The following is a 13,059-nucleotide window of genomic DNA, read 5'->3' as shown; positions in this document are numbered from 1 at the left end:
GGCACGAGGCATCCGTCGTCTACCGCACTTTGCGCACCGGCAGCACGGCGATGGCGCCGAGCACGGCGGCGATGATCGCGGCGATCCACAGCGCCGCGTAGTTGTCGCCGCCGCCGATCGCGAGGATCGGCACCGCCATCACCGGCACGATGATCTGCGGCAGCTGGTACGACAGGGCGACCACGCCGAGGTCCTTGCCGGCGTTCTTGAAGTCGGGCAGCACCTCGGTCATCATCGCGACGTCGACGGAGGAGTACGCCCCGTTCCCGACCCCGATGATCAGGGCGGAGATCAGGAAGATCTGCTCACCCGGCGCCGCGATGGCCAACAGCAGACCGCCCGCGGCGACGGCGCACGAGACCCAGACGATGACCTTGCGACGGCCCGTCTTGTCGGAGATCCACGCGAACAGGACGGTCGAGACGAGGAGGCCGACGAAGTTCCACATCACGGCCTGTGCCTGCACACCCGACGCGCGGCTGAGCGGAACGCCCAGGTGATCGGTGATGAAGTACAGCAGGTACACCGACATCGCGATCATCGAGATCGTGAAGAACAGACGGCAGAACCAGGCGAAGGCGAAGTCGCGGTACTTCGACGGGCTCAGCCAGTAGGAGGACAGGATCGCCTTGAGGTCGAGCGGCTCGAAGGTGTGGCCGGTGCGCACGATGTCACGCAGCCCGACGAGCAGCAGCAGCTCGAACGCGATGCCGATCGCTCCGGGCACCACGAACCACAGCCACTGCGACGAGTTGGCGGTGAGCGCGACGAGCTGCGTGCCGACGATGGTCGCGACCCCCGCCGCCACGCTTGCGGCCGCCGCGACCCGGGCGCGGATGCGCTTGGGGATCTGATCGGCCAGCAGCGCGTGCTGCGCCATCGCGACCGCGCCGAAGCCGACCTGGCTGACGCACCAGCCGAGGATCACCATCGGCAGGTTGGTGCTGAGGGCAAGGATCACGATGCCCACCGCGGCGACGACCGTGCCCCAGAGCATCCACGGCCGGCGGATGCCGAAGCGCGAGCGGGTGCGGTCGGACAGCCGGCCGAACAGCGGGGTGATGATCATGACGACCACGCCGCCGATTCCCGCCACGATGGCGAGGTTTGAGCTCTTGGTGGCGTTGTCCATCACCGCCAGCGCGCGGGGGATCGACGCGCCGCCGATGGTGTTCCCGCACAGATTGGCGCCGAACCAGGCGAGCACGAAGATCGGCAGGAACCAGCGGCCCTGCTTCTGCCCCAGGATCCGGTCGCCGGTGGGGTCGAGGTCGGGCTCGAGGCCGGGTGCCGCGGCGGGGTCGATGACCTGTTCGGCGGCCGCCGCGCCTTCTGCGGCGGTTTCGGGGTTGAGTGGTGCGGACATCGTCGTCGGCTCCTGTCGGTGGGGTGGCGGGGTCAGCCCGCGGGCACGGCCGCGGGGTGGAGGGTGCGCAGCAGGGCGACGACCGTCGCCTGCCAGTGCCGGGAGGCGAGCTGCGTGGGGTCGCCCATGCTCTCGTGGGTCTGGCCGAGCGCGACGGTCGCGCTCGAGGGCACGCCCTCAGCGCGGAGGCGCGCGTGGAAGGCCTCGCCGTCGCCGCGCAGCACGTCGTACTCGGCGAGCATGAGGTAGGTGGGCGGCAGACCGGCGAGCGAGCGCGCCAACAGTGGCGACGCGTCGGGGTCGGGCGGGTTGCCGGGGCCGAAGTAGTCGTCACGGATGCTCGCATGGTCGGCTTCGACGAAGGCGCGGGGGATGCCCACCTCGTCGAGCAGCTCGAAGCTCATGTGCCCCGTGGTGAGGTCGAGCACGGGCACCTCGAGCAGCTGGAAGGCCACCGGCACGCCGGCGCGATCGCGGTTGCGCAGGGCGGTGCACGCCGCGAGGTTGCCCCCGGAGGACTGGCCGCCGAGGGCGAGGCGCTCGGGGTCGATGCCGTGCTCGGCGCCGTGCTCGCGGGCCCACTCGAGCACGGCGACGCCCTGCTCGACGGCCGCCGGGTAGCGGTGCTCGGGGGCGAGCGCGTAGTCGACGCCGATGACGACGACGCCGCCTTCGGCGGCGCGTTCCCTGTACTGCCAGTCTGCGACCGGCTGATGCAGACCCCCCTGCCGGAACGCGCCGCCGAAGAATTGGAGCACGCCGGGCAGCGCATCCGTGCGACCCGGCGGGCGGTAGAGCCGCACCCGCACGTCGGGGGCGGCGGGGTGCGGCACGGGCACCACGACGTCGACCACGTCGACGTCGCGCGCCTCGACGCCGAGCGCTCGCCACGCGGCCGTCTCGGCGGCCAGCGCGCGGGCGCGGCGCTCCTGCGGGGAGGACGGCGGCGGTGCGGGCGTCTGCGCCGCGGCTCGGAACCGGGCGAGCCGGGCGGCGACGGCGGGGTCAAGCGGCATGCTCGCCCTCCTCGTCGGTGGCGTACGCGACGCGCAGGGCGTCGGCGCAATGGCGCTGCCAGAGCCGGGCGCCGTCGGTGCGGGCGCTGAGGCTCGAGGAGCCGTGCAGCTGACCCTCGCCGCGGTACAGCGTGACGGCGTGCCCGAGGCGCTCGAGTTCGTGGGCGAAGGCCTCGCCGGTGTCGCGCAGCGGGTCGTACTCGGCGGTCATCACGAGCGCCGGCGGGAAGCCGGGAACCGGCTGCCGCCGCCCGCGCAGATAAGCCAGCGGCGAGGCGTACTCGTCGGCGGCGCCCGGGGGCAGGATGAGCGCGGTGAGCTGGTCGATGTCGTCGAGCCCGAAGCCGCTGCCGTAGAGCCGGTACGACTCACCGAAGTCCCGGATTGCGACCGCCGGAACCTCGAGGCAGAGGTGGGCGAGCGGCGCCCGTCCCTCCGCGCACCACTTCAGGGCGGCCGAGGCGGCGATCGAGGCGCCGGCCGAGTTGCCGCCCACCCCGAGGCGGCGCGCGTCGACGCCGAGGGCGGCCGGGTCGGCGAGGATCGCCTCGAGCGCGAGGGTCAGGTCGTCGCGCGCCGCCGGGTACGGATGCTCGGGCGCCAGCCGGTAGGTCAGCGAGAGGATCTGGACTCCTGCCTCGCTTGCTCGGGCGGCGAGGATGCGATCGTTCTGCAGCTCGCGGGGAGAGCCCTTCACGAAGCCGCCGCCGTGCAGGAACACCTGCGTGGGGGCCGGGCCCGAGGGGAGTGCGGCGGGTCGGTAGCGGCGGAGGCGAAGCATCCGTTCACCGGAGTCGAGCTCGAGCTCGTCGATGCTCACGCCCGTGGGCGCCGGCGCGGTGAAGTCACGGGCGAGGGCGTCGGAGAGGTCGAGGGCGGCGGCGCGCTGCTCGGCGAGGTCGGGGGAGCGGAACCGGGCGTCCGCGGCGATGAGCTCGTCGATGCGGGAGAGCCAGTCGAGGACGCCGGGCTCGAGCCGCAGCCCGGCGTGGGCGGCCGGGGCGGCCTCGGTCGTGTGCTCGCTCATGTTCTCCTTTGAATCCGTCGGGCTCGGCGGCCTGGTCGGGCGCGCCGTCGAAGTACTTCGATGACGGGGTGGACGTTAGCGCATCGCGGGCGCGACCGGAAGAGCGCGCTCACACCCGGGCCGGGGCTGCCGCCAGCGAGCGCAGCGCGGTGACGACGTCGCGCTCGAGGTGGTCGGCGGCCGGCACGTGCCCGATCAGCCCGCCGGAGGTGTGGGTCTGGCCGATGTAGCGCACGCAGGTGGCCTTCACCCCGGCGGCGGCGAGGGCGCGGAAGTACGCCTCGCCGTCGCCGCGCAGCGGGTCGAGCTCGGCGGTGTAGATGATCGCCTCGGGCAGCCCGGCGTGCGACGGCGCCCGCAGGGGAGAGGCGATCGGGTCGAGGCGGGCGCGCTTGTTGCCCTTGCCCAGGTACTGGTCGACCAGCATGCCGCCGAGGCGGCGCAGGATCGCGTCCGGCACTCCGATCTTGAGCCCGCGGGTGTCGGCGTGCTTCATCGTGAGGTCGACCGCGGGGGCCTCGAGCAGCTGCAGCCGGATGGGCAGGTCGGCGCGCTGCCGGTTGAGCAGTGTGGCCGCCGCGGCGAGATTGCCGCCGGAGGAGGCCCCGCCGATCGCGAGGCGCTCCGGATCGCCGCCGAGCTCGACGGCGTGCCGGTGCGCCCACTCCAGCACCGACCAGCACTGCTCGGGCTGGGCGGGGAAGCGCACTTCGGGCGCGAGCGAGTATTCGCCCGCCACGATGATGGCGCCGGATGCGACCGCGCGGCGCCGCTCGGTCGCATCCCAGCCGACGTCGTCGATGCCGCCGATCGTCCAGCCGCCGCCGAAGAAGTAGACGAGCACGGGCAGCCCGGCCCCGGGCTCGGGGCGCACGGCCGTCGGCCAGTAGACGCGCAGCCGCGCATCCGGGTGGCCCGGCACCGGGATCACGTGGTCCTCGGTCGCGACCTCGGCGCGCTCGATTCCGAGCCGGCGCACCGACTGCTCGCTGAGCTCGGCGGCCTGGCGGCGCCGCGCCACGGGATCCTTCGGCTGCGGCCGGGCCAGATCGGAGAGCAGCCGGTTCGCGGCCACGATGAACGGGTCGGTGAGCGGGTTGACGCGGGCGGCGCGGGGCATCTGGACTCCTCGTCGAGTCGGCTGGCATACGGTGCCGTTCGAAGTACTTCGAGCAGCCGCTGCCGAGTGTAGTCTCGGCCTTGCGGGAAAGGAGGCGCCGGTGGCCGGGAACAGCTCCCGCGCGACGATCTACACGATCGCCGAGCGCGCCGGGGTCAGCATCTCGACGGTCAGCCTCGCCATCAACCACCCCCACCGCGTGAGCGAGTCGACCCGCAAGAAGATCGTCGAGGTCGCCAGGGCGCTCGGGTACCGCCCCGATGGCGCCTGGCGCGCACGCACCGGAGGGCGGCCGGTCGGCATCGCCGTCGCCGCGCCGTTCACGAGCTACTCGAGCTACTCCCGCCGACTCACCGGCATCCTCGACCGGCTGCGCGACACCGGCATCGACGTGATGGTGTACGACCTCGAGTCCGCCCAGAGCGCCGAGGCGCCGCTGCTCGACGCGCTGCCCATCCGCGCCGGCGTCGACGGGATCATCGTCATGGGCGTGCCGCTGTCGCGCGAGGGCGGGGCCAAGCTCGCCGATTGGGGTCCTCCGGTGGTGCTGCTCGACGCGAGCGACCCGCAGACCCCGTCGGTGCTCGTCGACGACCACGAGGGCGGGCGGCTGGTGGCACGGCACCTGCTCGAGCTCGGGCACGAGAAGGTCGCCTTCGTGCACGACCCGCAGCGCTCCCTCGACTACGTGTCGGCCGGTATGGAGCGCGCCGGCGGACTGATCGGCGCCTTCGAGAGCGCGGGGCGGCCGGGGGGTGTCGTGCCGGTCGAGGCGCCGACGGATGCCGCATCCGATGACGCGCTCGCCGCGTCGGTGCTCGCTACCGGCGCCACGGCGGTGTTCGCCAGCCACGACGAGCTCGCCTCCCGCACGCTCGTCGCCCTGCGCCGGGCCGGCGTGCGCGTGCCCGACGAGCTGTCGCTGGTCGGCTACGACGACGGGCCGCTCGCTGCGGGGCTCGGCCTGACCACGGTGCGGCAGCCGTTCGAGGAATCGGGGCGCGCGGCCGCCGAACTGCTGCTCGGCCTGATGGAGGGCCGCGGCCCGCGGCCGAACCCCGGGCCTCTCCCCGTCGAGCTGGTGGTGCGCGAGACCACGGCCGCACCGCGGGTCGGTGCGCTGGAGCGGGACGCCGGCCGCCGTTAGCGGATGCCGCGCACATCCGCGCCCGGTAGGGTCGATGCACATGACGGATGCCATCACCCCAGTGACCTTCCGCCCGGCGACCGAGGACGACGTGGAGCAGCTGCACGACTTCGTCGTCTCCCTCGCGCACGACGAGGACTTCCCGGACGACGTCGTCGCCACCTCCGAGGATCTGCGGGAGGCGCTCTTCGGCGCCCGGCCCGTCGCCGATGCCGTGATCGCCGAGAGGGGCGGCCGGCCGATCGGCTTCGCCGTCTACTACTTCGCCTACAGCACCGTCGTCGGGCGGCCGACCCTGCACCTCGAAGACCTGTACGTCGCGCCCGAGCACCGCAGCGGCGGAGTCGGGCGGTCGCTGCTCGGCCACCTCGCGCGGCTCGCCATCGAGCGGGGCTGCGGCCGGTTCGAGTGGTGGGTGCTTCGGACCAATGACCGGGCCATCCGTCTCTACAAGAAGATGGGCGCGCGCGAGCTCGACGAGATCGACGTGATGCGCGTCGACGGCGACGCGCTGACCGCGTTGGCGCAGGTGTGACGGATGCCGCGGCCGCGGCACCGGGCCGATTCGTCGGCCACCCGCGCCGCACGTTATGATGATCAGGTTGTCCGGGCGCGAGCGCCGCGGGCGACGGGCTGTGGCGCAGTTTGGTAGCGCACCTGACTGGGGGTCAAGGGGTTTACCCGCTCCGGTCGGCCCGAAGAACTGAATATTGATGCCACGGGATGTGGCGCAGCTTGGTAGCGCACCTGACTGGGGGTCAGGGGGTCGCAGGTTCAAATCCTGTCATCCCGACGGAAAAGCCCTGATGAGAAGCCATTTTCATCGGGGCTTCGTCATGTCTGGTGACGGGTTTTCGTTGGTCCCCCTCTGGTCCCCTCGCCGAGGTGCTGATGCTGGCTCCGAGGGGCCGGAGGGCGGATCTGGCTCTCTGGAGTTCGTCGCCTGTGGATAAGGGGACCAAAAGGGGACCAGAGCGCCTGATCCGGGCTCCGGGCTCCCGGTCACAGGGACCTCGACGCCCCGCGCCGACCGGTCCCGCTGGCTTTGGCGGATCGGGCGAGGAAGGCGTTGGCCTGCTCCGCGGCGGAGGCCAGGTGGCGGTCGTCGGGGTGGAGGTATCCGCGGGTTGTCTCGACGGAAGCGTGGCCGAGGATGTCCTGGAGGACGTGCAGCGGGATGCCAGCGTCGGCCATCCAGGTGGCTCCGGTGTGGCGGAGCCCGTGGCGGGTGAGATCGGGCAGCCCGAGATCCTTGACGATCTGGTCCCAGTTCGTGGCGTCCCTGACGGTGGCGGTGGTGAGCGCGCCGCCTTTCGGGCCGACGAGCAGACGCTCTTCCGGCTGCTTGCCTTCGGTGAGCCGTTCGAGGATCGGCCGCAGCGGGTCGAGGATCGGGACGCGTCGCTCCTTGCGGCCCTTGGTCTGTTTGGTGACGAGGCCGCCCTTGCCGGGGTAGGTCTGCCGGGCGATGACGACGATGTTCTTGTCGAAGCGGACGTCGCCGGCCTGCAGGCCTGACACTTCGGAGGAACGCGCGGCGAGGAGCGCGGCGAGCATCACGAAGTCCGAGTAGGACTGGTGGATCTTTCCGCAGGCGTCCGCGAGCTTTGTCAGGGTGCCCATGTCGGGGATGGCGTGCGCGCGGGGCGAGGCTTGCTCGGCGGGCTGGGTTCGGAAGGCGTTGCGGTTCAGGCTGCGCTTGGCGCGGTTCTTCGCAGGGTTGATCGGGATGAGCCCGTCGCGGACTGCCTCGTCGAGGACGCGCACGAGCGGGGCGATGGAGTTCTTGATCGTTGACGCCCCGTGGCGTTTCTCCCAGGCGTCGATCGTGCGGTCGATCATGCCTGCGGTGATCTGTGTCACGGGCAGGTGCCCGAGGGCGGGCAGCACGCGGAGCTTGAGCCCGTACCCGTAGGTCTCCCCGGTGGAGGTCGGGTCCAGCCCCCGCGCCCACCGGTCGCCGATCGCGGTGACGAACTCGGTGAGCGTCATGGACACGTCCATTCCCTTCACGGAGGACTGCCGCAGCGACTCGAAGAACCTGTGCGCGGCAGCCTCGTCCGGGACGATCTCCGAACGGGTGATGCGGCGCTTGCTGATGGGATCGGTCCAGCGGGCGCGGGCTCGGATGCCGTAGGAGCGGCGTTCGAGGTCGGTGGAGATCTTCACGCCGACCGGAGGGACGGGCTTGGGCTGTGCTTGCGGGAGAGGCTCAGCCTTCCGCGGCATCGTCGTGTTCCAGACCGGCCAGCCACGCGTCGACTGCCTCGATCCGGTATCGCGCGATACCGCCCAATCGCAGGAACGGCGGCCCCTGCCCGGCTGACCGCCATCGGGACAGCGTCGACTCCGACACTTTGAGGTAGGCGGCGATCTCGCGGCTGTCCATCAGCGGTGACACCGTGACCGTCAATTCCGGTTCGTTCATGGCAGCTCCCCGGTGGCGGGGTCAAGGCCGGCGTAGAACTCGTCCTCGGCCTGCTTGCGGGCGGCGACGTCGTCGAGGACGAACTGCACGAAGTCCTCGTCGCGGTTGGCGATGATCCGGTCCTCGACGGGCTCTGCCGGATCCTCGCCGGGCCAGACGGTCTGCCGGGTGGGGCGGTCGCGGTCGAGCCGAGTGCCGCAGGCGGCGACCCAATCCCTGAGCCGCTGTCTGGCGTCGGCGAAGTCGCGGTGCCAGCCCAGCGGCGCGGACGCGTTCTGCTCGCTGTCGTAGGCGGCCAGCCAGTGCAGGTGCAGGGCCGAGAGCTCCCAGACGAGTTCGGGGTGGCGGTGCCAGAACGGCGGCACCACCGATGCGGGCAGACCATATGTCGTGCGGAGCCAGTTGACCCACTTGTTGAGCTCCAGCCACTCGGCTTCGGCCTCGTCGGCGGTCAGCAGGTTCCAGTTGATCGGGTGCGGCGGCTCCGGGATCAGCGGCCCGTCGAACTCCTCGGGCGTCTCATCGAGGTCAGGCTCGTCGGCCTCGGGGGCGGTGTCGTTCTCGTTCATTGTGGTCACCGCCGGTCAGAGTCCGAGCGCTGGTGCGGTGCTGCTGGCTTCGCGGCGCGCCTCGGCATCGACCGACTGACCCGCGGCCTCCTGCGCGACGGCGGCCTGACGGCGGGTCCGGTCGACCTCGTAGCGGGTGCGGGCGAGGTCGTGGCCGAGCTTCTTCGCCACGAACTCCTCAGCCTTGACGACCTCACCGTCGGGGGTGGTCCGGTCGTATTCGCGGACGTAGCCCTCGGCGACGAACTTGTCGCCCTTGGCGAGGCGAGCGTGGGCGCGTTCAGCGGTCTTGCTGAACGCGACGAGGTCGTGGAAGGTTGTCTCGGTCTGCGTGAACGACCCGTCGTCCTCACGGCGGTAGTGTTCCTGGCCGATCTTGACGTACAGGCGGGCGTCGCCGCGCTCGGTGTAGGTGAGCTGTGGGTCGGAGGCGATGAACCCGGAGAGGGATTCCTGCGTGTGGAGAGCCATCGGACTGTCCTCTTTCTGACATCGATGGGCGGCCCCACGGCCGGGGCCGCCCTTGTGTCAGACAGGTGCGCCCGGCTTCTCCAACGGACTGCGTTGCAGTAGCGCTTCGATTCCTGCCCGGTCGGCGCGCAGCGCTTTCGCGTCGGGCCGGTCGGTCCAGGTCCGCATCCGGGTGACGATGGGCGGCGCGGAGCGCAGCAGCACGAGCGCTGTCCCGAAGGGCAGCGTCCTGATCGTGTCGGGCGGCATGATCGGTACCCGGCGGATGGAGCGTTGAGCGGAGCGGGAGCCGTGGTCTCCGACCGTGGTGGAGTCGGTGACCTCGTCACGTTCACCGATGAGGGTGGTCAGGTCGTGCAGGTCCTTCGAGTTCGAGGCCCCGCCGAGGATGATCTTGACGATGCTCGCGTCCCAGATCGCACCGGCCGCATTCTCCGACCACTTCTCCCGCGCCTGCGCGAGCGACTGCAACACCGGCATCGTCGTGATCCCCGTGCCACCGCCCTCCGCCATCAACGTCGGCAGCGACGGCAAAGGCGCGAGGTTGCCGACCTCATCGAGGGCGAGCAGCAGCGGCGGGTCGAGGCGCGCTCCGGCGCTGCGGGCGGCGATGCGGCGCGCGGCTTCCACGACGTCCTCCACAAACGCCGCCACCAGCGCCGCGGAGTTGTTGGCGCCGGCGCCGGTCGCCAGCAGGTAGAGCGTGCCGCGGGCTTGGAGGAACGCTTCGGGGTCGAAGTCCTCACCCTCGCGTGGCGATACTGCGTCGAGGACGCGGGGGTCTGCGAGGGCGGCGAGGGCGAGGGAGACGCCTTGCCAGATGGAGTCACGGGTGCGGGGGTCGGAGTCGATCATCGCCTGCAACGACTCGGCCCACCCGGTCGCAGCGTTCGGGTTCGCGGTCAGGATCGCCACAGCGTCCGCGGCGGCGGACGGGTCGAGGGTCCACCGGAACAACTCGCCGGGCGGGCGCCGGTCGAGGGCGGCGGCGTGGAGCAAGGCTTGGAGCGCGGTTCTCGTCTTGCCCTCCCAGAACCCGCCGCCCTCGACCCCGCCGGCGGACAGGCCGGTGCCGGCGGCGAGGCCGGTGGCGCGGATCATCGCGGTCAGCGGGTCCTCGCACCCGCGGATGGGCGACCACCTGAGGCCCACGGGGACGCCATCGGCCAGATGCTGCGGATCGAACACCGCGACCGGCCCGACCCGCTCACGGGCGCGGAGCGTCGCGGTGAGGTTGTCCGGCCGGGTGCTCGTGGTCACGACCGCGCCGGGCGCGTCGAGGATGGCGTTGATGACGATGTGCGCGCCCTTGCCGGAGCGGGGCGGCCCGATCAGCAAGATGGAGTCTTCGACGGACGCCCACACGGTCTTCCCGCGCGAGGTGCCGATCCGGTAGCCGACATCCTCCGGCGAGGGCTTGTCGAGCGAAGGCCGCAGGTGCCCAGCCCGGCGCAGCAACGCGCCCTCGGAGGCGGACTTGGTGACCTCAGTGCGGGTGGCGATCCCGGGGATGCGGTAGGGATCGTTCTTCACCTGGCGCCCGTGCTCGCGGAAGAACCGCCACGCCCACCACGCGCCCGCACTCGCGGCGAGGATGAGGACGCCAGCGGTTACCCAGTACGCCACGACATTCAGGCCGGGTGCGTCGAGTGCGTCAGCCGGATCCCCGGGGTTGAGCAGCACGCCGAGTCCGGATTCGATGCCGCCTTCGGGTTGCCCAGCCCCGGTGATCCATGCGGCGACGGAGCCTGCGCCGCGGAGGATGGCGGCGAGGATCGCGGCGCCGATGAGGAGGCCTATGCCAAGGTTGCTCAGCTCATCCCCGAGCGACCCCGCAGGCCGCGGGGTGCTCATTGCGGGTGCCCGTTCGTGAGCTTCCCGGAGACGCGGCCGAGCAGGATCACCTCGCGGGTCGGGCTCGCCGCGAGCTGGTCTGCTGTCATCGGGCCGCGAACTGTGCCGTCAGGTGCGGCATCGCTGTGGGCGATGACGACGGCGATCGCCACGTCCTCGCCCGGCACGAACCCTTCCCCGTGGAGCGCCACGAGCTCGGGCGCCGCACGCCCGGCCGCCGGCTCCGGTGCGGGGTCGGGTTCGGGGCGGCGGCGTCTGGTCGGGGTGATGATGTCGGTGAACGCGCTGCCGTCCGCCTCGCGAACCTCGACCCGCACCGGAGAGCGGCGTTGTTCGGTGAGCTGGTCGAGCACGCGGGCGAAGTCCTCTCGCTGCCACGGCGGCGCGAACGGCTCCGGCTCGAACGGTAGCCCGTCGACGGTGACCGTCATGCGGCCGGCGCCGGTGATCGTGATGATGACCTGCGGGAGAACGACCGGCACCGTGCTGTCCTCGTCGCGGCGCACCGACGCGGAGGCGGTGGCGCGCTTATAGCGTGGCCGGGGCATCAGGCGTCCTCCCGTGCGTCCGGGACTCCTGAACGCTCGTCACGATTCGTGAACCTGCGAGTTTCCGCGGTCATGCGGCTGGTGGTGTCGAACGCGGCGAGCTCCGCGGGATGAAGCTGGTGCTGCACGACGAAGGAGCGGTCCTTGATCCGCCACAGCCCCTGCCCCGTGCCGAGACCGGGAAGCAGCTTCTGCTCGGTACCGGTGAGGCCGAGCGCTGTTGCGGTGGAGCCGAGCTGGTCGGCCTCCTGCCGGTAGACGATCCTGGTCTCGGCGTTCGCGAGCAGCGAGGACGCGAGGGCGCGCATGGCGGAGCCGGAGTCGCCGACGTTGTCGAGGTCGGAGAGCTTGTGGAAGGTCAGCATGTTCGCGATCCCGAAGTGCCGCGCGAGCCTCCACTGGGCGTCCATGCGTCGCAGCAGGGACGGGTAGGCCATCAGGCGCCAGGCTTCGTCGTAGATCACCCAGCGTTGCCCGCCGTTCGGGTCGGACAGAGCCGACTCCATCCACGCCGACGAGCACGTCATCAGCACCGAGATCAAGGTGCTGTTCTCCGCGACCCGGCTGAGGTCGAGCGACACCATCGGCAGCGACGGATCGAACCTCACCGTGGACGGGCCGTCGAACAACCCTTGCAGGTCCCCGGCCACGAGACGCCGTAGGGCGTGACCGACGAGCCGTCCGTCCTCTGCCAGCCGCCTGTCCGCGTCGTCGGTTCTGTTGGGGGCCAAGACGCGGTCGACGACCATCGGGAGGATCGGCACCTCCGACGATCGGACGGCGTCTTGGAGGGCGAGGTCGATCGCGGTGTGCTCCAACGGAGACAACGCCCGGTCCAGCACCGTCTCCGCGAGAGCACCGATGAGATCGCGACGACGGGATGCGACCTGCATCGCCCACTCCGCATCCGACACCGCGGACGGCCTGTGACCTTCATCGAGGGGGTTGAGACGGTTGGGCAGGCCGTGGCCGAGGATGATCGCGCGCCCGCCGACCGCTTCGGCGACGGCGGTATGCTCGCCCTTCGGGTCACCGGGAACGTAGACGCGCCGCCCGAACGGGAGCGAGCGCGTGTAGAGCGACTTTGCCAGGCTCGACTTGCCGGAGCCGACGATTCCGGCCAGGACGACGTTGGGGGCGGTGATGATCCCGCGCCGGTACAGCACCCACGGGTCGTACACGAACGACCCGCCGGAGTAGAGGTCCTGCCCGACGAAGATCCCCTCCGACCCGAGGCCGCCTTCGGCCAGGAACGGATACTGCCCAGCCAACGTCGCACTCGTGTCCTGGTGCTTGGGAAGCCGGAACCTGCTCGGCGTGCGCAACGCCGCAGGGCCCGGCTCACCAGCGACGGGCAGGTAGGTCGTCGCGCGTCGTTCGGCCTGCTCCGCCTCCCACCGAGCCTTCGCCTCAGCCTTGCGTGTCTCGCGGGCGGTGGTCTCGATGCGGGTCGCCGCTTTCTTGCGGGCCTTGCGGGCCCGGCGGCGCTCGCCTTCGGGGCCGACGAGCACGG

At 71.5% G+C, this 13,059-nt stretch carries 13 protein-coding genes and 2 tRNA genes; 4 read left to right on the top strand and 11 right to left on the bottom strand.

Annotated features, from left to right (window positions below):
- Positions 1-19: 19 nt before the first annotated feature.
- The 4 genes from H563_RS0113340 to H563_RS16825 all read right to left on the bottom strand — a co-directional run bounded on the left by H563_RS0113340 (position 20) and on the right by H563_RS16825 (position 4,529).
- Positions 20-1,366 carry an MFS transporter gene (locus tag H563_RS0113340; protein ID WP_022883085.1) on the bottom strand — a complete coding sequence of 449 codons (1,347 nt, stop codon included), beginning with the start codon at positions 1,364-1,366 and terminating at the stop codon, positions 20-22.
- A gap of 32 nt (positions 1,367-1,398) precedes the next feature.
- Positions 1,399-2,382 (bottom strand): alpha/beta hydrolase, encoded by a 984-nt coding sequence (locus H563_RS16835; protein WP_022883084.1) that lies wholly within the window; start codon positions 2,380-2,382, stop codon positions 1,399-1,401.
- Entirely contained in the window at positions 2,372-3,409 is a 1,038-nt protein-coding gene (locus H563_RS16830; protein WP_022883083.1) for an alpha/beta hydrolase fold domain-containing protein, read from the bottom strand. The genes H563_RS16835 and H563_RS16830 overlap by 11 nt, the downstream gene beginning before the upstream one ends.
- 109 nt (positions 3,410-3,518) lie before the next feature.
- Positions 3,519-4,529: an alpha/beta hydrolase gene (locus tag H563_RS16825; protein ID WP_022883082.1), complete on the bottom strand. Its 1,011-nt coding sequence runs from the start codon at positions 4,527-4,529 to the stop codon at positions 3,519-3,521.
- A 100-nt stretch (positions 4,530-4,629) separates the two neighbouring features.
- Here H563_RS16825 and H563_RS16820 point away from each other — a divergent pair, with 100 nt between their 5' ends.
- From H563_RS16820 to H563_RS0113300, 4 genes are all read left to right on the top strand, one after another.
- On the top strand, positions 4,630-5,676 hold the full coding sequence (locus H563_RS16820) for a LacI family DNA-binding transcriptional regulator (protein WP_022883081.1): 1,047 nt from the start codon (positions 4,630-4,632) through the stop codon (positions 5,674-5,676).
- Positions 5,677-5,716: 40 nt separating this feature from the next.
- The gene (locus tag H563_RS0113310) at positions 5,717-6,211 is read left to right on the top strand and encodes a GNAT family N-acetyltransferase (protein WP_027479453.1); all 495 of its coding nucleotides are present in this window, start codon (positions 5,717-5,719) and stop codon (positions 6,209-6,211) included.
- 94 nt (positions 6,212-6,305) lie between these two features.
- Positions 6,306-6,375, top strand: a tRNA-Pro gene (locus tag H563_RS0113305).
- A gap of 20 nt (positions 6,376-6,395) precedes the next feature.
- Positions 6,396-6,469: transfer RNA gene (locus H563_RS0113300), tRNA-Pro, on the top strand.
- 209 nt (positions 6,470-6,678) lie between these two features.
- Here the strand turns inward: H563_RS0113300 and H563_RS16815 are convergent.
- From H563_RS16815 to H563_RS0113265, 7 genes are all read right to left on the bottom strand, one after another.
- Entirely contained in the window at positions 6,679-7,668 is a 990-nt protein-coding gene (locus H563_RS16815) for a tyrosine-type recombinase/integrase (protein WP_322785842.1), read from the bottom strand.
- Positions 7,669-7,888: 220 nt separating this feature from the next.
- A complete protein-coding gene (locus tag H563_RS0113290) occupies positions 7,889-8,104 on the bottom strand; it encodes a helix-turn-helix transcriptional regulator (protein WP_022883078.1) in 216 nt (71 codons plus the stop codon).
- Positions 8,101-8,673, bottom strand: coding sequence for a hypothetical protein (locus tag H563_RS0113285; RefSeq protein ID WP_022883077.1), 573 nt, complete (start codon positions 8,671-8,673; stop codon positions 8,101-8,103). Before H563_RS0113285 ends, H563_RS0113290 begins: the two co-directional genes overlap by 4 nt.
- 15 nt (positions 8,674-8,688) lie before the next feature.
- Positions 8,689-9,144, bottom strand: coding sequence for a single-stranded DNA-binding protein (locus H563_RS0113280; protein WP_022883076.1), 456 nt, complete (start codon positions 9,142-9,144; stop codon positions 8,689-8,691).
- A gap of 57 nt (positions 9,145-9,201) precedes the next feature.
- Entirely contained in the window at positions 9,202-10,998 is a 1,797-nt protein-coding gene (locus tag H563_RS0113275) for a type IV secretory system conjugative DNA transfer family protein (protein ID WP_022883075.1), read from the bottom strand.
- A complete protein-coding gene (locus tag H563_RS0113270) occupies positions 10,995-11,546 on the bottom strand; it encodes a hypothetical protein (RefSeq protein ID WP_022883074.1) in 552 nt (183 codons plus the stop codon). Before H563_RS0113270 ends, H563_RS0113275 begins: the two co-directional genes overlap by 4 nt.
- A complete protein-coding gene (locus H563_RS0113265) occupies positions 11,546-13,057 on the bottom strand; it encodes an ATP-binding protein (protein ID WP_022883073.1) in 1,512 nt (503 codons plus the stop codon). Before H563_RS0113265 ends, H563_RS0113270 begins: the two co-directional genes overlap by 1 nt.
- Positions 13,058-13,059 lie beyond the last annotated feature (2 nt).

Origin of the sequence: Gryllotalpicola ginsengisoli DSM 22003 (assembly GCF_000419445.1) — a bacterium.
GTDB classification, from domain to species: Bacteria; Actinomycetota; Actinomycetes; order Actinomycetales; family Microbacteriaceae; genus Gryllotalpicola; species Gryllotalpicola ginsengisoli.
Note: the sequence above shows the minus strand (reverse complement) of the source record. Positions and strands in the feature narration are given on the sequence as shown.

Excerpts from the sequence above, each read along its gene's own strand:
- H563_RS0113285 (WP_022883077.1), bottom strand. The coding sequence starts at position 8,673 with ATGAACGAGAACGACACCGCCCCCGAGGCCGACGAGCCTGACCTCGAT.
- H563_RS0113275 (WP_022883075.1), bottom strand. The coding sequence starts at position 10,998 with ATGAGCACCCCGCGGCCTGCGGGGTCGCTCGGGGATGAGCTGAGCAAC.
- H563_RS16815 (WP_322785842.1), bottom strand. The coding sequence starts at position 7,668 with ATGACGCTCACCGAGTTCGTCACCGCGATCGGCGACCGGTGGGCGCGG.
- H563_RS16825 (WP_022883082.1), bottom strand. The coding sequence starts at position 4,529 with ATGCCCCGCGCCGCCCGCGTCAACCCGCTCACCGACCCGTTCATCGTG.
- H563_RS16835 (WP_022883084.1), bottom strand. The coding sequence starts at position 2,382 with ATGCCGCTTGACCCCGCCGTCGCCGCCCGGCTCGCCCGGTTCCGAGCC.
- H563_RS0113280 (WP_022883076.1), bottom strand. The coding sequence starts at position 9,144 with ATGGCTCTCCACACGCAGGAATCCCTCTCCGGGTTCATCGCCTCCGAC.
- H563_RS16830 (WP_022883083.1), bottom strand. The coding sequence starts at position 3,409 with ATGAGCGAGCACACGACCGAGGCCGCCCCGGCCGCCCACGCCGGGCTG.
- H563_RS0113270 (WP_022883074.1), bottom strand. The coding sequence starts at position 11,546 with ATGCCCCGGCCACGCTATAAGCGCGCCACCGCCTCCGCGTCGGTGCGC.
- H563_RS0113290 (WP_022883078.1), bottom strand. The coding sequence starts at position 8,104 with ATGAACGAACCGGAATTGACGGTCACGGTGTCACCGCTGATGGACAGC.
- H563_RS0113340 (WP_022883085.1), bottom strand. The coding sequence starts at position 1,366 with ATGTCCGCACCACTCAACCCCGAAACCGCCGCAGAAGGCGCGGCGGCC.
- H563_RS0113310 (WP_027479453.1), top strand. The coding sequence starts at position 5,717 with ATGACGGATGCCATCACCCCAGTGACCTTCCGCCCGGCGACCGAGGAC.